The organism is Halobacteriovorax sp. ZH5_bin.2 (assembly GCF_043196375.1).
GTDB lineage: Bacteria > Bdellovibrionota > Bacteriovoracia > Bacteriovoracales > Bacteriovoracaceae > Halobacteriovorax_A.
The window spans coordinates 206,560-227,800 of sequence record NZ_JBEBMJ010000004.1 but is presented as its reverse complement, the minus strand read 5'-3'; the positions used below and the strand labels follow the sequence as shown (position 1 = coordinate 227,800).

Annotated in this window: 22 protein-coding genes; 14 read left to right on the top strand and 8 right to left on the bottom strand. The window is 33.4% G+C overall.

Going from position 1 to position 21,241, the window contains the following annotated elements:
- Position 1: 1 nt before the first annotated feature.
- Positions 2 to 1,051, top strand: coding sequence for a class I SAM-dependent methyltransferase (locus ABMA76_RS11950; protein ID WP_393061705.1), 1,050 nt, complete (start codon positions 2 to 4; stop codon positions 1,049 to 1,051).
- Here the strand turns inward: ABMA76_RS11950 and ABMA76_RS11945 are convergent.
- The 4 genes from ABMA76_RS11945 to ABMA76_RS11930 all read right to left on the bottom strand — a co-directional run bounded on the left by ABMA76_RS11945 (position 1,043) and on the right by ABMA76_RS11930 (position 4,947).
- The gene (locus ABMA76_RS11945) at positions 1,043 to 2,128 is read right to left on the bottom strand and encodes a DegT/DnrJ/EryC1/StrS family aminotransferase (RefSeq protein ID WP_393061703.1); all 1,086 of its coding nucleotides are present in this window, start codon (positions 2,126 to 2,128) and stop codon (positions 1,043 to 1,045) included. The genes ABMA76_RS11950 and ABMA76_RS11945 overlap by 9 nt on opposite strands.
- An 11-nt stretch (positions 2,129 to 2,139) precedes the next feature.
- On the bottom strand, positions 2,140 to 2,721 hold the full coding sequence (locus tag ABMA76_RS11940; RefSeq protein WP_393061701.1) for a DapH/DapD/GlmU-related protein: 582 nt from the start codon (positions 2,719 to 2,721) through the stop codon (positions 2,140 to 2,142).
- 1 nt (position 2,722) lies between these two features.
- Positions 2,723 to 3,790 (bottom strand): Gfo/Idh/MocA family protein, encoded by a 1,068-nt coding sequence (locus tag ABMA76_RS11935; RefSeq protein WP_393061699.1) that lies wholly within the window; start codon positions 3,788 to 3,790, stop codon positions 2,723 to 2,725.
- Between the two features lie 89 nt (positions 3,791 to 3,879).
- Positions 3,880 to 4,947 (bottom strand): hypothetical protein, encoded by a 1,068-nt coding sequence (locus tag ABMA76_RS11930; protein WP_393061697.1) that lies wholly within the window; start codon positions 4,945 to 4,947, stop codon positions 3,880 to 3,882.
- 74 nt (positions 4,948 to 5,021) lie between these two features.
- Between ABMA76_RS11930 and ABMA76_RS11925 the strand changes: the two genes are divergently transcribed.
- Positions 5,022 to 6,113, top strand: a complete 1,092-nt coding sequence (locus ABMA76_RS11925) for a glycosyltransferase (RefSeq protein WP_393061695.1) — start codon at positions 5,022 to 5,024, stop codon at positions 6,111 to 6,113.
- On the opposite strand, the gene ABMA76_RS11920 is transcribed toward ABMA76_RS11925, so the two are convergent.
- Positions 6,087 to 7,301, bottom strand: coding sequence for a UTP--glucose-1-phosphate uridylyltransferase (locus ABMA76_RS11920; RefSeq protein ID WP_393061693.1), 1,215 nt, complete (start codon positions 7,299 to 7,301; stop codon positions 6,087 to 6,089). The two genes, ABMA76_RS11925 and ABMA76_RS11920, sit on opposite strands and share 27 nt — an antisense overlap.
- Positions 7,302 to 7,367: 66 nt before the next feature.
- Between ABMA76_RS11920 and ABMA76_RS11915 the strand changes: the two genes are divergently transcribed.
- The 7 genes from ABMA76_RS11915 (at position 7,368) to ABMA76_RS11885 (ending at position 12,833) form a co-directional block, all read left to right on the top strand.
- On the top strand, positions 7,368 to 8,132 hold the full coding sequence (locus tag ABMA76_RS11915) for a glycosyltransferase family 2 protein (protein WP_393061691.1): 765 nt from the start codon (positions 7,368 to 7,370) through the stop codon (positions 8,130 to 8,132).
- A 270-nt stretch (positions 8,133 to 8,402) separates the two neighbouring features.
- Entirely contained in the window at positions 8,403 to 8,672 is a 270-nt protein-coding gene (locus ABMA76_RS11910; protein ID WP_392910826.1) for a helix-turn-helix domain-containing protein, read from the top strand.
- A gap of 85 nt (positions 8,673 to 8,757) precedes the next feature.
- On the top strand, positions 8,758 to 8,892 hold the full coding sequence (locus ABMA76_RS11905; protein WP_393061689.1) for a DUF4160 domain-containing protein: 135 nt from the start codon (positions 8,758 to 8,760) through the stop codon (positions 8,890 to 8,892).
- A gap of 44 nt (positions 8,893 to 8,936) precedes the next feature.
- Positions 8,937 to 9,215, top strand: coding sequence for a hypothetical protein (locus ABMA76_RS11900; protein WP_392989051.1), 279 nt, complete (start codon positions 8,937 to 8,939; stop codon positions 9,213 to 9,215).
- A gap of 75 nt (positions 9,216 to 9,290) precedes the next feature.
- Positions 9,291 to 10,022: a polyprenol monophosphomannose synthase gene (locus ABMA76_RS11895; RefSeq protein ID WP_392861331.1), complete on the top strand. Its 732-nt coding sequence runs from the start codon at positions 9,291 to 9,293 to the stop codon at positions 10,020 to 10,022.
- A gap of 7 nt (positions 10,023 to 10,029) precedes the next feature.
- Positions 10,030 to 10,974, top strand: a complete 945-nt coding sequence (locus ABMA76_RS11890) for a glycosyl transferase family 90 (protein WP_393061687.1) — start codon at positions 10,030 to 10,032, stop codon at positions 10,972 to 10,974.
- A 68-nt stretch (positions 10,975 to 11,042) separates the two neighbouring features.
- Positions 11,043 to 12,833: an LTA synthase family protein gene (locus ABMA76_RS11885; protein WP_393061685.1), complete on the top strand. Its 1,791-nt coding sequence runs from the start codon at positions 11,043 to 11,045 to the stop codon at positions 12,831 to 12,833.
- On the opposite strand, the gene ABMA76_RS11880 is transcribed toward ABMA76_RS11885, so the two are convergent.
- On the bottom strand, positions 12,813 to 14,186 hold the full coding sequence (locus tag ABMA76_RS11880) for a sulfatase-like hydrolase/transferase (RefSeq protein ID WP_393061682.1): 1,374 nt from the start codon (positions 14,184 to 14,186) through the stop codon (positions 12,813 to 12,815). The genes ABMA76_RS11885 and ABMA76_RS11880 overlap by 21 nt on opposite strands.
- A gap of 343 nt (positions 14,187 to 14,529) precedes the next feature.
- On the opposite strand from ABMA76_RS11880, the gene ABMA76_RS11875 reads away from it, so the two are divergent.
- The gene (locus tag ABMA76_RS11875; protein WP_393061680.1) at positions 14,530 to 15,288 is read left to right on the top strand and encodes a hypothetical protein; all 759 of its coding nucleotides are present in this window, start codon (positions 14,530 to 14,532) and stop codon (positions 15,286 to 15,288) included.
- An 8-nt stretch (positions 15,289 to 15,296) separates the two neighbouring features.
- Positions 15,297 to 15,743, top strand: coding sequence for a hypothetical protein (locus ABMA76_RS11870; protein ID WP_393061678.1), 447 nt, complete (start codon positions 15,297 to 15,299; stop codon positions 15,741 to 15,743).
- A gap of 26 nt (positions 15,744 to 15,769) precedes the next feature.
- On the opposite strand, the gene ABMA76_RS11865 is transcribed toward ABMA76_RS11870, so the two are convergent.
- A complete protein-coding gene (locus ABMA76_RS11865; RefSeq protein ID WP_393061676.1) occupies positions 15,770 to 17,002 on the bottom strand; it encodes a hypothetical protein in 1,233 nt (410 codons plus the stop codon).
- 183 nt (positions 17,003 to 17,185) lie between these two features.
- Here ABMA76_RS11865 and ABMA76_RS11860 point away from each other — a divergent pair, with 183 nt between their 5' ends.
- The 3 genes from ABMA76_RS11860 to ABMA76_RS11850 all read left to right on the top strand — a co-directional run bounded on the left by ABMA76_RS11860 (position 17,186) and on the right by ABMA76_RS11850 (position 19,929).
- On the top strand, positions 17,186 to 18,313 hold the full coding sequence (locus tag ABMA76_RS11860) for an ATP-binding protein (RefSeq protein WP_392910843.1): 1,128 nt from the start codon (positions 17,186 to 17,188) through the stop codon (positions 18,311 to 18,313).
- Positions 18,314 to 18,718: 405 nt separating this feature from the next.
- Positions 18,719 to 19,480 (top strand): hypothetical protein, encoded by a 762-nt coding sequence (locus tag ABMA76_RS11855; protein WP_393061674.1) that lies wholly within the window; start codon positions 18,719 to 18,721, stop codon positions 19,478 to 19,480.
- A gap of 8 nt (positions 19,481 to 19,488) precedes the next feature.
- A complete protein-coding gene (locus ABMA76_RS11850; RefSeq protein WP_393061672.1) occupies positions 19,489 to 19,929 on the top strand; it encodes a hypothetical protein in 441 nt (146 codons plus the stop codon).
- Positions 19,930 to 19,964: 35 nt separating this feature from the next.
- On the opposite strand, the gene ABMA76_RS11845 is transcribed toward ABMA76_RS11850, so the two are convergent.
- Positions 19,965 to 21,152: a hypothetical protein gene (locus tag ABMA76_RS11845; RefSeq protein WP_393061670.1), complete on the bottom strand. Its 1,188-nt coding sequence runs from the start codon at positions 21,150 to 21,152 to the stop codon at positions 19,965 to 19,967.
- Positions 21,153 to 21,241 lie beyond the last annotated feature (89 nt).

Sequence of the window (21,241 nt, the reverse complement as noted above, 5' to 3'; positions counted from 1 at the left end):
TATGTTTAATATTGGAAAAGAGTGTACCGTTGATCTCGATCCTTCCCAATTCAAAAGTTTACAAGAATACAATAATAAGATTGAATCAGGTAAGTTAACTTGTGAACAGAAAGCATGTATTTGTGGAAATAAGTCAAAATTTAGATCCACAAGTGTTACTTATGATCGTTATGGTATTTATTCTCCGATAGTACAATGTTTAGAGTGTTCATTGTTGATCGTAGGAGAATATTTAGACGAAGAGTCTCTGATTAACTTTTATATAAATGACTATAGGCCAATCTATTCAGAGTCATATCGTACACCGAAATATATATTCGAATGTCAAGTAAACCAAGGTCATAATTTTATAAAGACATTGAAAGATGTGAATATTACTACAAGTGGTAAAACTGTATTAGAGGTGGGGTGTGGCCCAGGTGGAATTTTAGAATCTTTTAAAAGATCAGGAGCAAATGTATTTGGTTGTGATTTTGACGAGGACTTTATGAATTATGGTCGAAAACATAGTATTGATATAAGAACAGGACAATTCGATTCTACCTTTGAGCATACTAGTTTTGATATTATTGTATTATCACATCTCTTAGAGCATATCGATAAGCCTCTAGATTTTCTTTCTAAAATTAAAAAACAAATTAATCCAGGTGGAACCTTACTTATAGAAGTTCCAGGGATTTTAGAGTTACACAAAGGTGTAATGGAAAGATATTTTCAAGGTGTGCACTTATATAATTTTTATGGTGATTATTTAAGGTTTATTTTAGAGAGTTTTGGATTCGATGTCCTTTATATTGATGAAAGTTTACGTGCTGTTTGTCAAAACAATAGGGGTGCTAATTCTATTGAAGAAATACAGAATAAGCTAAAAGAGTTCGGGAAAAATATAGATTCTCATTATTTATATTTAGAGAATGAAGTAAGGAAATACAACTCAGGTTTAAATTTTTACTTTTATAAAAGACAACTTATAAATAAGACAAAAGCTTTACTTGAAAGTCTGAAATTAAAGTCATTCGTTAAATATATTTACAAGAAAGTTTTAAAGTAATTCCTTTACATTTGTAATAACATAATCAACTTCTTCATCTTTTAAATAAGGACAAATTGGTAGTGAAACTAGTCTAGAAGAAATTTGATTTGAAGTCTCAGTCTTATTAATTACTGAATTAACAGTCTTAATGGCAGGTTGATTAGACATCGTTATTGGATAATGGATTCCTGTAGAGATACCTTTTTCTTTAAGAGAATTCATAAATGATTCTCTATTGTCGACTTCTATTGTGTATAGATGATAAACACACTTACCATTCGTTTTAATTGTTTTTAAGTTTGAAAAGGCTGCATCGTACTTTTTAGCGATTTCAATTCTTCTATTTGTCCATTTCTCAATATATTTTAGTTTTATATCAAGTATGGCCGCTTGAATTCCATCCATTCGGTAGTTACCGGCCATGAATTCATGTTCATATTTTTCCGTACGTCCATGATTAAGGTACATTTCAACTAAGTCTCTTAGTTCTTTAGTTTTAGTAATAACAAAGCCAGCATCACCATATGCCCCAAGGTTTTTACCAGGGTAAAAACTAAATGTTCCAGCATCACCAAAAGTTCCAACGGCTTGACCATTAATGGAGGCAAGGTGAGCTTGAGCACAATCTTCAATAACTTTTAAATTATGCTTGTTTGCAATCTTCATAATAGATGGCATGTCACATGGATTACCATATAGATGGACTGGAATAATACATTTCGTTTTCTCTGATATTGCATTCTCCACTTCTTCTTCGTTAATTCCATAAGTGTCTTCATAGCAGTCTACAAGAACTGGAGTAGCTCCAACTTCTACAATTGCTTCAACAGTTGCGAAGAAGGTGTTATTTACTGTGATAACTTCATCACCTTGTTTAATTCCAAGTGCTCTTAACGCAAGAGTTATAGCGCTTGTACCATTTGAGCAGCCAATTCCAAATTCTCCACCATGTACTTTGAGAAAATTACCTGCGAATTCTTCACAAATACTACCCTGTATGAATTTTTTTGATTCAAGTACAGATTCAATAGCTGGAAGAACTTCATCTTTAATTTCTTGGTATTGTGCATCTAGGTTTAGAAATGGTATTTTCATTTGATTACTCTTTATTTGGCGGGATTGCCATATACAACGGTATTAGGTTTTACATTTTTTGTCACTACACTTCCAGCTCCAACAAGTGCATTCTCTCCAATTACTACACCTGGTAGTAAAGTTGAGTTTGCACCAATTCTTGCATTTGCCATTAAAGTGGGACCAATGAGATTATTTTTTGCATCTGGTGCTAATGGGACCTTTGCATTTGTAAATACAACATTTGGGCCAACCCATGCACCACTGTTAAGAATTGAAAATTCAGGTATAAAAACTTGTGTATGAATGCGTACATTATCACTTATTTCTACATGATGTTCTATAACACTTAGTGTACCAATTGATACATTATTTCCAATATTATTTAATTCTCGTATATTGGCCTTGTTACCAGTCTGGAAATTAGATCCTATGATGTTGCCAGCATAAATCACTGTTCCTGATCTAATTACTGAATTATCCCCAATAATTGTTTCAAGCTCACCTGGAGCTTTTCCTCTTGGAGGAGCACCAATAATACAGAAGTCTTCTATTATTACATTTTTACCAAGTTTAACATTTGGATGAATAATTGAAGTATTAGCTATAGTCATATTACTTTAAACCTAGTCTGCATTTTTGAGGTACAAAGTTTACATTTACTTCTTTACCAGTTTCAATTGATTCGTAAATTGCAGCAATTAGCTCAAGTGATTTTCGTCCAGCAAGGCCGTCCACTAGTGCTTCTTTTTTTCCTGTAATAGTTTCGACAACATTAGATAAATATTCAGTGTGCCCAAATCCATATACATCTGGTGGGTTTTGTTTATATTTTGAAAGAACTTCTTCTTTATCTGTTTCTGATTCGTCCAAAAAGTTCCATGTTTTCATTTCATTGACAGCAAAGCCACCAATTTCTACTGTTCCAGTTTCACCAAGGATTGATATTGAACCTTCAAGGTCCTTTGGACGAGTTGCTGTTGTAGCTTCAATTACTCCTAGTGCACCAGATGTAAATTTTAGAATAACTACACCAGTATCTTCTGCTTCAATATTAACAAGCCTAGTTGCCGATTTTGCAAAAACACTCTCAACAGGACCCATCATCCATTGCAGTAGATCAACGTGGTGTATCGCTTGATTGGCAAAACATCCACCATCATGCTCCCAAGTTCCACGCCATTCATCTTGGTCGTAATATGCTTGGTCTCTACACCATCTAACACGTACTGTTCCAAGAACCATCTTTCCGAAGCGATCTGCCTCTAGCGCTTCTCTTAACTTTTTAACAGGTGTATTTAGTCTATTTTGCTTAACAACGAACAATTTAATACCGGCTTTGTCACAAGCTGCGATCATTCTATCAGCATCTTGAAGAGTAAGTGCCATTGGTTTTTCTACAATGATATGTTTACCATATGGAGCAAGTTCTACAGTGTTGTTGGCGTGATCACCTGAAGGAGTAAGGATATCAAGGACGTCAATATTCTCATTTTCGGTTTCCATCATTTTATGCATATCTGTGTACCAAGGTACATCGTATTTTTCGCCATAAAATTTTGCTCTATCTTCTTTTATATCACACACCGCAACAAGCTTGGCTCCAGGTATCTTGCCTTCGCCTAAATTACCTGCGTGTTTTCTAGCAATTCTTCCACAACCTACTAGTGCAAAGCCTAACATCTCAAACTCCTGTAATAATTATGTTAATACTTTAACGTATCAAATATGTTTCGAACATTATTAAATATTAATAATTTGTAAGAGAGGGTTTACTGAAAGATGCTTTGCGTAAATTTTTTAAGGCGCCACAACTCCTTTTCATTCGAGTGAAAGCTGTTGAATTTTTCGAATTCAGATTTCGGACAATCTTTATTGATTAGAAGTTCAATTTGAGTACTCATTTTTTTATAATCATTACTGTCCCATGCTTCCTTTGTTAAAGCATGACCAATATTGAATTCTTTAAAGCTTTTAACAAATTTCTCCTGGGGGCTGGATAGTATTTTTAAATGTGCCAGTGCGTATTCGTATAACTTGTTGGGTTCACAGTAGATATTATTTAATCCTACTAGCTCATACGATAAAAAACCAATATCAAATTGTGAAATAAATGAAAGCATTTCTTCTTGTGGCATAAACTCAAAAATGTCGTACTCAAGATCACTTCCATGATAACGCATCAGTTCCTTCAGCTCCTCACGATTATCTTTAGGAACAATGAAAATTATCTTAACTTTTTCGCTAATGATATTGCAGCTTTTAATGAGTTTATCTAAACCTCTTTTGGCTCCAATGTGTCCTTGGTAAACGAGAGTGTTCTTTTTGATATTTAGCTTTTCTTTTTTCTTGACGGTAATTTGATACGGAATATTTAAAAGATATGAAAAATATTTTACACTGAAGTATTTATTCTTCATAACATTCATTCGTAACTCATTTGCAGCTATTATTGCATGAACAAATGTAATACTTATTCTTTCAAGTAAGCGATGTTTCCATGTATATGTTGATTCGCCTTCGGCATCTAAAATATATAGCTCTCTAGAGTCGTATATTAATTTTTTACCTGAAATTATCTTAGCTGGTAGTGCCAATATTAATGATGGTAATCCAATCGTATAGATAAATGATATATCCTTTTTAAGTGATGCCTTTAAGATATTTAAACAGAATGTAGCTTTATTTTTTGATCCAATTGAGATTAGATTATTATTAATATTGAAGTTAGTACCAATGTGGTGTGCTTTTATATCGTATATATTTGCAAGAAGCTCACAGTTTCTTTTGCTGCGACTATCAAAAGTTATATCTCGTGCATTTATAAATAGCGCTTTCAATTATTATCCAATTTTAAAAATAGTTCTAATATATTATTATTTAATAATATATCTGTTAATATAGATTTTAAAATATGAAAAAGCGAACTTTATACTATTTCACTCCAAGTAATATTAATGAATCTGATGCTTCTGCTGTTAGAGCGTATCACAATACAGAAGGCTTAAAGAAATTTTTTGATATCGAGGTTTCTTATGCAACAAATAATGAAAACCTATTCTTTAATCTACCTTCTAATAAAGATTCGTTAATCAAAAGATTAGTGTTAGAGATATTAGTCGGCCTAGAACTTGTGGTTAGAAAATTCATATTTAAGAAATATGATTTTTATATTTTGAGCTCACCTTCTTTCGTCACGGTAGTCATACAAGCATTGTTTTTGGGCTTAACTAAAAAACAGTACTTTTTAGATGTTAGGGATATTTATCCTGAAGTATTTTTTCATTTAGGTATTGTAAAAGAAAATAGTCTTTTAGGAAGAATTTTAAAAAAAATAACAAGAAGAGTATATCTAAAAGCACAAGGTGTCGTAACTGTTACAAACGGATTACTTGAAATTATTAATGATTATAAGACCAACACTCCCTCAAAGGTTATTTATAATGGTTTTGATTTAGAATTATTTAAAAATTCTAGAAAGAGTAGTCAGTTCACAGTGATATTTCATGGAAATATGTCTAAAATGCAAAATATAGACTTATTGTTAGAAATTTCAAATCAATTACCTGATGATATAAAGTTAATCGTAATTGGAGATGGTCCTCAATCATTTAAAGTTAAAGCTCAAAAAAACATTAACTACTTAGGTAAGTTAGCTCATAAGAATCTAGTAAGATATGTGAATAGTTCTCATGTCGGTTTATCTCTTCGTAATGATGGTTTAGTAAATTCAACGGCACTGCCAGTGAAGGTGTTCGAATATATTGGAGCCGGTTTAAATATAATCTCCACACCTATTTCAGAAGTGGGGACAGTATTTAAAGAATATAATGGTATCTTTGAATTTAGTAATAATGATGTGGATAAAATCGTAAAAAAAGTAATTGAACTCAAGAAATTAAATTTTCAAAAGACGTATTATGAGGTGCCATTACAATTTTCTAGGCAAAATCAATCAGCTATTTTTTGTGAATTTGTTTTAAAAACTATTGAAATGAAAATTTGATTCATTAAGTTTCTTATAAGAAATGATAAAGTTATAATCCATCATACTCTTTATTGGATTAAAAAACTTAGATCTATTCTCTTTATTAACGTTAAGAATATGAACTAGCTTTTTCGCATCATCTCTAGCCAACCGATCCGAGTTCAAGAGCACCGAACCCATCGCACCTTCAAGTTGTAAAAACTCACCTTTTTGATTTTTGATCAAATCAGGAAGTGCTATTTTATAATCTTTAACCGCATTTAAATTAACGAGTACTAAATTCGTATTAAAAAAAGCATCATCGTCTTCTTCGCGTAATCCAAGCTTTTCAAAATACTCTAATTGGCCAGCTTGTTCAGCTTGGGCTTTTTCAATAATTGTAAGATAGGTTTTATCGCCCTCTGTCTTAAGAGCGATTTGACCACCTTTCATATCTCTTTCTGTTTTAGTCGTTGTAACCATAACAACTGGTATATTCTCTGTGAGCATCCAATTAACGATGGCACGATCTGGAGTTGAGCTTAAATCTTCACCATTTCCAATACAGGCAATGACATTTTCACCTTCAGGCCTTGGTCCTTTAAAAACTTCATAACCAAAGACACCGTGGCCAGCAGGGGCAAGTCGTTCTAGTGAAAGCTCACCATTCTTAATAGTTGGAAGCTTTTGTTGAATGACAGAGTCGAGACGAGAGAAATTATCATTTAGAAGATGTTCATACTTTTTCCACATTTCATCGAGGATTGGTTTCACATCATTATTAACGAGGTCCTGTAGGACCACTTTCTTAAATGAGCTTGTTTTCTTTGATGCTTGAATAATTTGAGCTTCTGCTAAGCTAATTGCACCGAATTCCTCTGTCTCAATATAAAGGTCTGTAGATTTTGAACCAGGTGTTGAACGGCCATACTTTTTTAAGTAGTCCGAACGATCAAGGCTTGAGCCAAGCCCACCATGCATCTTTCTTAGCCAAAGGGTGCAGTCAACGACTTCCTTTGTAGAATAGCGTTGTTTGATGTCTTCATATGAATGAAAAGGAAGTTCATCGCGAAGGAGTTTTCTTGGAGCTATCGCAGTAGGGTAGACTCCTGTGTCATTTTCTGGGGTCGCAATTGTTAAGTGTTCAGCTTTTTCATTTAACTGAGAAAGCAAACCCTCAAAATATTCGAGCTCGATCGGATTAGTAATAAAATCTTTTAAATTCATAGGGCTAGAGTATGGCATAGAATTAAAGAAATTTTAATATTAAAAACTACGTGTTAAATTTATATAATGATGATTTCAGCAACAGTGATCACATTCAACGAAGAAAGAAATATCGAGCGATGCCTAAAGTCACTCGGTGGACTCGTTGATGAAATTGTCGTGATCGATTCATTTTCGACTGACCGCACACAAGAGATTTGTGAGTCATTTGAAGGTGTTCGATTTATCAAGAATACATTTGAAGGTCATATCCAGCAAAAGAACTTCGCCATTTCTCAAACAAGTCACGATTATATCCTTTCTCTCGATGCTGATGAGGCCATCTCAAGCGAGCTTCGTGATTCTATTTTGGCAATTAAAGATACGCTTGGTGATTATGACGGCTATAATTTTAATCGTCGAAATTGGTATATTGATCGCTGGATCTATCACTGCGGTTGGTATCCAGATCGTAAGCTTAGAATTTTTCATAAAGACAAGGCCAAGTGGGGAGGAGTGAACCCACACGACATTATTGAAATGTCTCCAAACTCCAGGACTAAATTTCTTGATGGAGATCTTCTGCACTATACTTACTTTTCAATTGAAGAACATATTGTGCAGCAAGACAAATTTTCGACAATAGCTGCAAAGGCCTATTTTGACAGGGGTAAGAAATCGACAATGCTTCAAGTTATAACGCGCCCCGTTCTTGTTTTTGTCAGAGATTATATTCTTAGGGCCGGATTCTTAGATGGTTCTCGTGGCTTTATGGTTTGTTATATCAACGGACTTTATGCTTTTCTAAAATATGCTAAGCTTCGCGAGCTCTGGCTTAAAGAAAGAAATTAAATATTCATTAGGGTGCATATTTTTTATGCCCTAAAATGCATATTTCCAGCGTGAAATTCAGACTTATGCACACAAGTGAATATTTTGTGAATAAACTGATGTTATATGCACTTAAGTGCATAGTTTCATACATCCGGTTTCTGATATTCACTCAAGGGAATACCTGACCACTTCATTATGCACTTGAAGGAATAGTCGCACAAAAATTGATTCATGTTATAATTTAAATAAATCAATATCTGTTTTACGGATGAAACAGGGAGAAACTTAATGAGTTATGACAACTTAGACCTCGAGTTTTTTGAGTATGCTAAGACGGCAATCAAACAAAACGACTACTATGACATTGACCTAAAGGCCTTAAGAAAATCACTTGGCTTGAAACAAACGGATCTTGTTGGTATTGACCAACCAGATGTATCTAAAATTGAGAATCGTCTTGATCTGAAGCTATCCACTTTGAATAAGTACGCGAAGGCTTGTGGGCTAGAGATGGAGATCGTGTTTCACCCTAAAAGTAACAAAAAAATTCTAATGTAATTTGTTGTAGCTAATAATTTCATGAAGTTATTCAATCTTTGATAAATGAGAGATTTGCATATTAGTTCATTTTAAAGGAGCTAATATGCCTACAATTTCAATGTTTTATGGAATTAAAATTTTCATGCCACCGATGGATCATAATCCACCGCACTTTCATGTAAAATACAATAAATATAATGCTATAATTGCAATACATACTGGTGAAGTATTGGATTAGTTTTGCTTAGCTGAGAAAGTAAGCAAAATACTAGGATTAGAATAATGGAATTAGCACCGAAGTTATTAGAAGCTAACAAAATTTCAAATACTAAAGTCGAACTTAGATATGAGAGCGGTGAAAAAGGTGTTATCGATTTAGCATTATACTTTAATGATGTTGACCTAACAGATCTACAACTTAATAGTGAATTTAATATTATTGAGTATTCTGATACTGAAATTGATTCCAATATCCTTTATTCAATACTAACGATGAAACCTATTACCCACAAAGATAAAGTAGTATTTGATCCTTCTCTTGGCCGCAAGGCGTGGAGTTAGTCTGACTGCGAAAAACTCTGGAAAATTGGTGCAATAGACGCTATCTTGAATCCCTAAGAAATTATGGAGAAATCAGTGAATCAACTTCCTTGGAACAAGTCGTTAATTATCATTCCAACATACAATGAGATCATGAATATCGAACGCATGATCGATACAATTTTTGAGAAATACCCAGAAGTATCTCTCTTAATTATTGAAGATGGATCTCCTGATGGAACGGCAGATGTTGTGAAAAAGAAAATGGAAACAAATTCAAATCTTCACATCATCGAGAGAAAAGGAAAGCTTGGTTTAGGGACGGCCTATATCACAGGATTTAAATGGGCCCTAGAAAGAGAATTTGATTTTGTCTTTGAAATGGACTGTGACTTTTCTCACGATCCTGATTCTGTAAAAGATTTATTGGCGGCAGCTCAAGAAAATGATCTTGTTATCGGCTCTCGCTACATTGATGGGATCAGAATTATCAATTGGCCATTTAGAAGATTACTTCTTTCTTACTGCGCTTCAATTTATACGCGCTTTATGACAGGAATTCCTGTTCAGGACACAACTGGCGGATTCAAATGTTTTTCTAGAAAAGCACTTCAAGCTTTAAACCTAGATGGAATCATCTCTAATGGTTATATCTTTCAACTAGAGCTTAATTATAAAGTGTGGGCCAAGGGGCTATCTGTTAAGGAAGTTCCAATTATCTTTTATGAGCGTCGTGATGGGCAATCAAAAATGGGTGGTGGAATTATTTTTGAAGCCTTCTTTAACGTTATTAATTTAAGGCTTAGAAAAATCTTCGGAATGCTATAGAGATCATATGAAGCAAGTATATTATCTAAAGAATGCTTTAAAGTTTTTAGTGCCAAATTGTTGGTACAGAAACAAGGCCAGTAATATACTTAAGGCTTACGAAAGTTCAAAAGACACTTATATTGAAGATCGCGTAAATTATTATAATAAATTAACGAGCTCGTTTACGCTTCCTGAATCAGAAAACGAATTTAAAAAAGAAAAAAATATTCCTCGTACTTTAAAGATTAAAAATTTTAAGAAGTATGAAGGAACAACTTACTTCTTTGATATCTTGGATATAATTAGACATTTTTCACAAGAGTTAAGGTTTCGTTATGAAGCAGGAGATGTGACTTATGTTCCAGAATTTCCAACTTTTATTAAAAGTAGACCTGTATCAAATAACGATAACTCTATCGTTTTAAAACTGAACAAAGTTAGGCATTTTAATTTTATTAATGACACCCTTTCTTTTGATGAAAAGAAAGATGTGGCCGTTTGGAGAGGTGCAGCTCTAGTTCCTCAAAGAAAGCAGGTCGTGGAAAAATTCTATAACCATCCTCTTTGTAATATCGGACAAGTCTCTCCTATTGAGGGGAACCCTTGGGAGAAAGAGTTTCTATCGATTGAAGATCAGCTCAAATATAAATTCATTATTTGCTTAGAAGGTAATGATGTTGCCACTAACTTAAAATGGGCGATGTCATCAAACTCTCTTTGTATTCTTTCTAAACCAAAATATGAGACTTGGTTCATGGAAGGAAGGCTCGTTGCGGGCAAGCACTACGTTGAAGTAAAAGACGACTACTCAGATCTTGCTGAGAAAATTCAATATTATATTGAAAATCCAGAAGAAGCGAAGGCCATTATCAAGAATGCACACGAGTGGGTTGAACAATTTAAAAATGAACGCAGAGAGTTATTAATTTCTCTTCTCGTTGTAAATAAGTATTTTAACTATTTGCAATAAAAAACGTTAAGCTTTTGATTTTATTGCACTCTTTTTTCTATGTTAAGAAAGTGTTAAGATAGTTAACTATGTTCTTCACTACAAAAGCACTTTGGTTTCTATATTTTTATTTTAATACATGGCTAATTTTAAAGTGGCGCTTATATAACTCGCTGCATCTGACGGACTATTTAGTTATAGCTGTAGGTTTTGGTTTAATATACCTCTACAGTGAAGCAATCAATAAGCTTGTGAAGCCAGCATTTCTTCGTGTACTACTAAGTATTTTTCTAATTTGCTTATACTATATTGCAGGTAAATATCATTTTCGAGTAAAGACAAGCTTTGATTTAGTGGTTTTCATTTCAAACTTCAGAGAAACATTTAATGCTGCGAGTGGAGATGTAATTCTAAATACAATGAAGCTTAAAGATTTTTACGAGACTTTAGCACTTGTTCCACTACTTCTTTTTGCACAATTTAAATTCAAGATCTTTAATCTTAAAAATCAAATAAGTCCTTTGAAAGGACTAGGGCTACTTACTTCATACCTTGCGTTGATTTTTGCTCTACCATATCCATTTGGAGAAATTTCATATTCAGTGAAGTCTGTCGTGGAATCATTTAGGCCACTAGAAGCAAAACATACTTATAAGGTAGAAAGAGAGATATCATCTCATTTTCAAGAAGTGAGAAAACCAAATATTATTTTAGTTTCAATGGAATCCTTTAATGGCCTCTATATCAATAAGAAAACGAAGAGCGGAAAAGAGATTACTCCAGTCTTTAATTCATTGTTAAAAGAAGGTCTATCAATTGATGATTTTTATGGAAACTCAGTTCAAACAGTGAAGGGACAATTTGCAACATATTGTTCTCAAGTACCTCTTATTAGAGGTAAAGCTTCATATCAACTCGATAATACTTTGATAAAATGCCTACCAAAAGTATTTTCTGAAATTGGATATCAATCGTACTTTCACAAATGTTTTCAAGACTTAAGTTTTGATAATACTCATAACTTCATGGTGGATATTGGCTTTGATCACGTCCTTAAAACAGATATGTCACAAATGACGGAATATGAAAAAACGCACAATGTTTGGGGTTGGGGTGTGCAAGATGATATTTCTTATAAGCAATTTGTAAAAAACATTAAGAATATTACATCAAAGAGTAATAAACCGATTTTTGCTACAATTCATACGGTATCTCATCATATGAAATTTGGTAATGTTCCAAAAGAACAGCGTGAACTATTCCCTGAACAAAGATCGAAAGAAGAAGCATTTCTTAATTCTTTAAATGTATCAGATAAGTATCTAGGGACTTTAATTAAGGAATTAAAAGAAAATGGATTATATGATAACTCGCTAATCATAATTACGGCCGATCATAGTTATCCTAATGGTGAACATGGATTCTATGATGCACAAACATCTTACTTTCAAGAGTTCTTTAAGATTCCTTTTCTAGCTATCTGGAAAGGCGAAATTGCTCCTCAAGTTATTAAAGAAAAAACCTTTTCACAAGTTGATATCCTACCAACAGTTTTAGATTTAATGGGGATTTCAGAAAAAATCGAAACGGCCGGTGTATCAATGCTTAATGAGCAGGGATCGACTGCTTTACTCGTTCAACCATATAATGGTGTTACACTTGCAGCTGTTGAGTGGCCTTACAAATTAGTATGGCAGAAGAAGTCTGATAGAAAGCTACTTTTTAATCTAATGATGGACCCAAAAGAAGAGAATCCTATTTCTGATAAGCCAGATATTACAGCGAAGCTTTGGGATAAAATGGATTACATTATCTTTAGTGAAAATCGTTTTTTGAATTTAAATTCAACAAAGAGAAAACTACTTTCTGCTAGTGAGTGATGCTTCCTCAATTTTAGGAGTTAGACTTCTTAGAAAGTTATTCGTCTTTCTTTCGTAGCGTTCTAGTAGTGTTTTTTCATTTGAAAAAAGATTCACTCCAACACCTAATTGATCTTTGATTCCAAGAGCATGTAAAAGAGTTGTCCCTATATCAAGGGTAGAAGCAGGCTTGAGATTATTCACATCTTGTTTTTCTAAATTATAGAAACGTAATAAGTTTCTGCGTGGGATACTTTTAAGTAGATAACTCGCAGTTGTTTTTAGGGCCAAGTGGTCAGAAGCTAATATGATTAGTGTTTCACCATTATCTTCTTCAAGTACCTGTCTGATGAAACTAGCAATATTTCTATCAGAACACTTAATTGCATTTAAGAATGGATTCTTACCATCTTCATATTTCAAATCGCATAAAAGTGATTTGTGTCCCTTTGGATAATGCGTATCAAGTGTAACTAAGAATAGGCCAAATGGTTTATTCTCACTTTTTAATTTTCGATATCTTTGAAAACTTTCTTTTAGTAAGTACTCATCATAAACACCCCACTGACTAAAGTACTTATCTTCTTTATATTTTTCTTTAAAAAAGCTAATACCAGTAAGATTTTTGAAGCCATGATTAGTATAGAACTCTCTTGTACCTGCAAAGTCTAAGGCTCCACCTTGTATATAGTGAAGATCATATCCTGCGTCTTGTAACTTATTTCCAAGACAGCTAATACCTCCCATGAATTCGCCAGTAATTGAAGGAACGGAAAAGACACCACATTGTGATGCAACCATTCCCATCATTGTTGAACCTGTACCGTAGACTTGTTCTACATTTGTGAAGTCGATATAATTAGAGTCTTTCTTTTTTAGTTCTGTTACTAGGCCAGGAAAGATCTCTTCATTAAAAAATGTTCTCTCAAAACTTTCTGCATAAATATAGATGAAGCTCTTTGGTTTTTCAGAGAACACGACTTTTGAATTATTCTTTAACTTTGAAATACTGATTGAATCGATTTCAGCAAAATGAGTATATGGCCTAAACCACTCATAGAAGTCACTTGTTGTTGGGTTGATCAAAATAGCGATAAGTCCAACTATTGTTACAAAATAATTATTCTTAGTTGTTGCCTTCTTACTTGCAATAAATACGAGTACCATTGTTATAAGGATATAGAGTAGCCCAAGTAGTAATTGCGGTATGAATTCTCCGTAACCTGTACCTTCCCAACTTGTTAGTAGTTGAAACTTTACGACTTCATTTACACCTGCACCAGTTAAGCTATTTGCTACATAGTAGCCAGCGATAAAGAATGTGTTGATTAAGATAATTGGTAGAGAGATCTCGAATCTTTGGCCCTTCTTCATGGCCAAAATATAGTAATTAACGAAGAAAATAGTGGCCAATGCAAGCATAAGGTACGCGGGTCCTTTTCGTGATTTCAGTAGTTTATTAAAATCTATGTATTTATTTTATAGTGAGTGCTTCGTATTTACAAAGATTTAGCGCTTTCTTATTCCACATTGAAATGATTCATTTCATTTTTGAAAAAATCGAGAAATTTCACTTTTGAAATTTTATTTATGTCTCATCAAATACTTAACAATAAGTTTTATTAATAGTTTTTACAGTGTTCATAAATTCTATTGGATTCTGGTGTATGAAGAACTACTAAACAACTTTGGGAAAATATAGAGAGAGGAGAGCAAAATGGATAAGGTTTTTCTAGAAAGACCTTCGGTAAACGAAGTTTTGCGGGACAAGATCAGAAAGTACAAAAAAGAGCATTCCCGCTTAAGTAGCAATCAAATTGCTAGAAGGCTTGGACTTCCACCTTCAACATTTCACCGCCTTGAAATGGGTGATGTTAAAAACCCTGGCCTCGATATTTGTGTCACAGTCCTCAATGGCCTGTGCTCAAAAAAAGAGACTGCAGAGTTCGTGAGGGAATACTTCCCTGAGGTGCATGAGAGTTTGTATGGGCATTTTCAGGAGACAGCTTCACTTAAGAAGCAGTTACCTAGTACAGATAAGTATTTTCAAGAAATATCAACGTATAAGATGATGTTAAGAGCAAATTCTAAAGCAGGTTTAAGTGAAAACTATATACTCCAAGAGTATGGGAGAGAGGGACATAAGATTTTTATGAAACTAGCTGCAGATGGAGTTTTTATTAATAAGAACGATCGCTTCTTTTTAAACTTAGAAGATACTACCTACAGTCTTTATACGTCAGCGAAAATACAGTCGAATATATATAAAGAAATGGCAGATGAAGCACTAGTAACAAATAGGAATAAGCAATGTACTAATTGTTTATGGGTGGAATCTATTAACAAAGAAAAGGTTGTTCCTCTTTTGAATGAATTGACAGCTGAGTATAACTACAACATGAAAAAGATTATGATGGATCCAAATAATGTTGGTGAAGACTTAATAGCTTATTCTGCTTTAGTTAAATTACTTTAGGAGCTCATATGAGAAAAATTTTAATATTAGCATTATTATTTAATATAAACACATTAGGTCAAAATTTAGCTTCACGTGGAGGCGGTACAAGTACGACAGATTGGGACCTAAGAACAGGGTCGGGAACATCTACAGGTGATTGGAGGCTTTCTAATGTCATTGAATTGAATAGTGGAGTTATTAGCGGAGATGATACTTTAAAACTTTCAAGTCCAGGTGACTTCAATTTTGATTCTGTAAATGATCGATGGATCTTAAAAACAAGAGGCCGTATTCTAAGTGTAAAGACTATTGAACTAGTAGATAAGTATAGTGTTAAGCAAGATGAAGTTACAATTACAAAAGACAATATTTTGAATAACTATAAAAGAAGTATTCCTAAGAAAATGTTAGAAAGACAGCTTAAAAGGAATGTTAAGTTTAAGAACTATATAATAGGCGATTTTGAATATTAAGGAGGGGGGAGCTTTTGCTCCCCTTTTTAATTACATCTTATATTTTTATCAATTGCTGAAAATTCTTTCGTATCACCAATATATAAATATTTAATCTCAGTTTTTAGATTGTTTGATAAATTAGTGATGTTTCTTCTTGTATCAATTATTTGTTCAATAGTTGTTAGTTTATTAATATCAACAGAACTGAGGTAATATTCAGTTTCTAAGAAGTTTATATTCTTATTTGTATCAATTTTTAGTAAATGAACTTTTTCTTTTGGTATGAATGTTTGGTAGTTAGTAACTTTCAGTGTGCTCTGTTCATTGAGTTCTTGTATTTTATTGTTAAAACTTAATTCAGAAATTGAATCTGGTAATATCTTATTAATCCCCTTTTTTATACAAGTTGTTTCTAGTTTAAACTTCAAAGGGTTATTACTATCAAAGTGAATTTTTTGGATTGTTTCATCTGTTTCAAATTTTGGATATTCAAATAAAATCATCGCGTAAATTGATACATCAGAATCAAGAGGTAGAGTTAATGAAATTTGATCAATCTTAGATATTACATCAATTTCAACTTTATCCCCCTCAAGACTAACACCCTCATACAACGCAATCTCTTCATGTTTCTTAGTTAGAAAACCAATAACATTTCCGTCTTGAGAAATGAGTGAGCCGTCTTTTACACCATCACAATTTTTGATGTTAAGAAGTTGGGACTCGTTGTCGAATGAGTTGGCGTAGGCAAGTGAAGCGTATGTAAGTTCACAGCTTTGTTTTGTAAGGACTCCAAATTTATCAAAGCTTAGTAGTTCTACAGATTGATTTTCAGCGTCTGGAATTGAGATTGATGCTTGAGTTTCAATTTCTTTAGAAGTTGTGAGCTTTAGTACTTTGTCATCAAATTCGTTGGATAGAGTCTCTTCAACAGACTCGACCTTGATGATCTCACCGGCCGTTGTTTGGACGTGAAATGTATTGTTAGGTTCGGCGCAGTTTTGTGAGATCAGTACTTCTGTTGCTGATTGAACAATACCGGCACAAGTTACTGATTTGTCGTTTGTTTTAACCGCAACAATCCCGTCTGGGCAGTCATGGCCTTCGCAGAAATTTCCAACTTTGGCATTAAGAATGACCTTATCTGAATTGCTATCTGTTGGTTCCAACTGAGTCGTGTTTGGCGTGTTGGAGCTTAAGAGCTTTTGGGCATCTTTTGAGCATGAGGCCATCGAGAAGGCTAAGATTAAAATAAGTGGTGTGATTAACTTGTTCATGAATTTAATTTAGCGAAATATTCAATACAAGTGTTTCTTAGTGAATTTTATTTAGAGGGTGTTATATAATTTGACGCTTTTTTTTATCTTGCTATCTTACTGTTTTTACAGTGATTTACATAATGCTAGATAGCTCTATCATTTTTACTAGGTTGGTCTAGTATTTTGTGTTAATCTTTCGTTATGAAGATAATAGTTCGTGATATTAATCAAGAAGTGATCGATAAGCTTGAAGTGCTTAATGATCTAATCCACGTCATTATTGGGCCTAGGCAAGTTGGTAAAACGACGTCTGTGAAACAAATTGCAGAAAATGTTTCATATAATTCATTCTATACTACAGCTGATGGTGAGATCTCTCGCTCTCCTGAATGGTTAAAAGTTAATTATAATAATGCTATTAATGCTGGCGTTGAGCTTTTAATTATTGATGAAATTCAAAAAGTTGAAAATTGGGCAGAAGCTTTGAAGGAATTATGGGAGTATCGGGAAAAAGGGACGATGAGGGTTGTTGTTCTTGGCTCTAGCTCTTTAGATCTTCACCGTGGATTGTCTGAGAGCTTGGCCGGCAGATTTTATCTTCATCATTTTAATCACTGGAGCTATCCTGAAACTTTAAAGCTCATTGATATTAGTTTTGCTGATTACCTTAAATACGGAGGTTATCCAGGATCTTATGTTTTACTGGGCTCGAAAAGAGATTGGCTCCATTATATAAAACATTCAATTGTCGATGCAGTTGTAAGTAAAGATATTCTTTCATTTACACATGTAAAATCACCTGCTCTTTTTAGACAGTCATTCGATTTAATTTGCAGCTATGCCGCTCAAGAGATTAGTTATACAAAGTTACTAGGTCAGCTTCAAGATAAAGGTAATACTGACCTTGTTAAAAACTATATTCAACTTTTTGAGAAAGCTTTTCTTATTAAATCACTACAAAAGTTTTCGAATAAGGCACTTAAAAAAAAGTCATCTTCACCTAAGCTATTTCCATTGGCCCCCTCACTATTTTCCTCTGCATTGGATCTAGATTGTGATGATGAATATTATGGCCATGCATTTGAAATATCTGTTTTACAAGAACTCTTAAAGCTTCCTGGTGAGGTCTATTATTGGCGAGAAAGAAATGCAGAAGTAGACTTTATTTATCAAGAAGGAAAGTCGATTCATGCAATTGAAGCAAAATACAAAAAATCTCGTAGCTTAAAAGGTCTTGAGGCTTTCTCCAGGCTATATCCTGAATCAAAAACCTATGTTGTTAATAAAGATAATTATCTAGAGGTCATCTCTAAATTATCGAAAATATAATTAAGAAGTACGTCGATACTTTTCGATATTCTCGAGAGTTAGATGGCATTAAGGTCCTAAAATCTGTGTTTTCAGATAAATTATGAATCATTCGGTTCAGTTTGATGTTTGGAATATAGTTAAGTTATTGAAATCTTGTTTTGGTGATAAAGTTTACATGCTGGGTTTTAAGCTAACTTACTGATTTATCGAAAAGTATCGATGTACCACATTCCATTTTGAAATGATTCATTTCATTTTTGAAAAAATCGAGAAATTTCACTTATGAAATTTTATTTATGTCTCATCAAATACTTAACAATAAGTTTTATTAATAGTTTTTACAGTGTTCATAAATTCTATTGGATTCTGGTGTATGAAGAACTACTAAACAACTTTGGGAAAATATAGAGAGAGGAGTGCAAAATGGATAAGGTTTTTCTAGAAAGACCTTCGGTAAACGAAGTTTTGCGGGACAAGATCAGAAAGTACAAAAAAGAGCATTCCCGCTTAAGTAGCAATCAAATTGCTAGAAGGCTTGGACTTCCACCTTCAACATTTCACCGCCTTGAAATGGGTGATGTTAAAAACCCTGGCCTCGATATTTGTGTCACTGTCCTCAATGGCCTGTGCTCAAAAAAAGAGACTGCAGAGTTCGTGAGGGAATACTTCCCTGAAGTGCATGAGAGTTTGTATGGGCATTTCTATGAAGTTCAAACACAGAACACAATTACTGGAAATGAAATACAGTATTTCAAAGATGAATCTACTTATAAGATGATGATTAAAGCTTCAACTTACTATGGCTTAAGTGAGAATGAAGTACTTCAAGAGTATGGTAGACATGGTCATAAAATTTTTATGAAATTAGCGTCAGATGGTGTTTTGAAGAATAAAGATGGAAGGTTTTATCACTCAGACGAGCTTCAGCGTATAGATACAGAAGCCACATTGTCTTTAACTAACTTAGTTTATAGTGAAATGTTAACAGAGGTTAGAGTTCATGGTGATCCACTCGCAAGTAAGGCAGATATTTGTTATCAGTCAGTTGATGCTAAGAAAGTAAAAGATGAGTTAAAACAACTTGCATCAGAGTTCTCATATAATGTTAGAAAAATTATGTTATCACCGGACAACCGTGGTGAAGATGTATTCTTTGTTAGTAGCTTAGTAAGAAAAATTAATTAGGAGTTAATATGAAATATGTAATTATAATCTTTACGATTTTTTCAGTATATGCGAATGGCGGTGTTATTGGTGGAACTGATACTCTCGCTCCCGCTGGAAAGTCGGGCGTAATTGGAGATGTTGATACTTTAAGAAAATTGCCAAGTATTATTGATATTAAAAACAATGATTCTTTATATTTAGACTTATCAAGCAGAACGTTGCTTAAGTCAGGTGATTTTGATTTTGATTCAACTAATAATAGGTGGATACTTAAAACTAGAGAACGCATTCTTAGCGTTAAAAGCATTGAATTAATTGATGAGTATCAAGACAAACAAATTGAAGTCCTAGATTATTCTTCGAATATTAAAAAGAGTTTAAAAAATATGGGAACTAGAATGTTGGAAAGAAGAATTAAAATGGGCGTTAAATTTAAAAATTTCAAGTTCAAAGATTTTAATTATTAATTCACTTTAAAAAGAGCGGAGAATTTCCGCTCTTTTTATTTACAAATGTCCAATTTTATAAATTCACTATTATTCTTAGGTAGTTTATATGTCTGATTAATTACATCACCAGTGAATGGGTTCTTAACATAATGCTTTTCTAGATTGTTAATGTTTCCATAGTATTTCAAATAATTATAATCTTTATATTTCTGCTGTATTCCACTTCTAAGAGGTATGTTAACTTTAGATTTAGGTATATATGATGCTATCAGTTTATCAATAAGAACAGACTCATTATTAAACTCTAAAATACGATTATCGAGCTTTAGCTTAAATAATTTATCCTCTGCTTCGAAGTTCATATTTTTGTAACATTTTAAAGTTGTTTTAAACTCCATCGTCTTCTCATTGAAAGATATAGTTTCTTGAACATTATCAGCATCATTAAGAGGATAAGAGGCTGCAAGATAACCAAATATGAAGGCATCCTCTGATATTAGGCTTAGGCTAATTTTGTCAATTTTATTTAATATATTGGTTTTAAAATAAATACCCTCAAGACTAACACCCTCATACAACGCAATCTCTTCATGCTTCTTAGTTAGAAAGCCAATAACATTTCCGTCTTGAGAAATGAGTGAGCCGTCTTTTACACCATCACAATTTTTGATGTTAAGAAGTTGGGACTCGTTGTCGAATGAGTTGGCGTAAGCAAGCGAAGCGTATGTAAGTTCACAGCTTTGTTTTGTAAGGACTCCAAATTTATCAAAGCTTAGTAGTTCTACAGTTTGATTTTCAGCATCTGGAATTGAGATTGATGCTTGAGTTTCAATTTCTTTAGAAGTTGTGAGCTTTAGTACTTTGTCATTAAATTCGTTGGATAGAGTCTCTTCAACAGACTCGACCTTGATGATCTCACCGGCCGTTGTTTGGATGTGAAATGTATTGTTAGGTTCAGCACAATTTTGTGAGATCAGAACTTCTGTTGCTGATTGAACAATTCCGGCACAAGTTACTGATTTGTCGTTTGTTTTAACCGCAACAATCCCGTCCGGACAGTCATGGCCTTCGCAGAAATTTCCAACCTTGGCATTAAGAATGACCTTGTCTGAATTGCTATCTGTTGGTTCCAACTGAGTTGTGTTTGGCGTGTTGGAGCTTAAGAGCTTCTGGGCATCCTTTGAGCATGAAGTCACCGAGAAGGCTAAGATTAAAATAAGTGGTGCGATTAACTTGTTCATGAATTTAATTTAGCGAAATATTCAATACAAGTGTTGTTTAGTGAATTTTATTTAGAGGGTGTTAAAAGTATCGACGTACTCTTATTGCT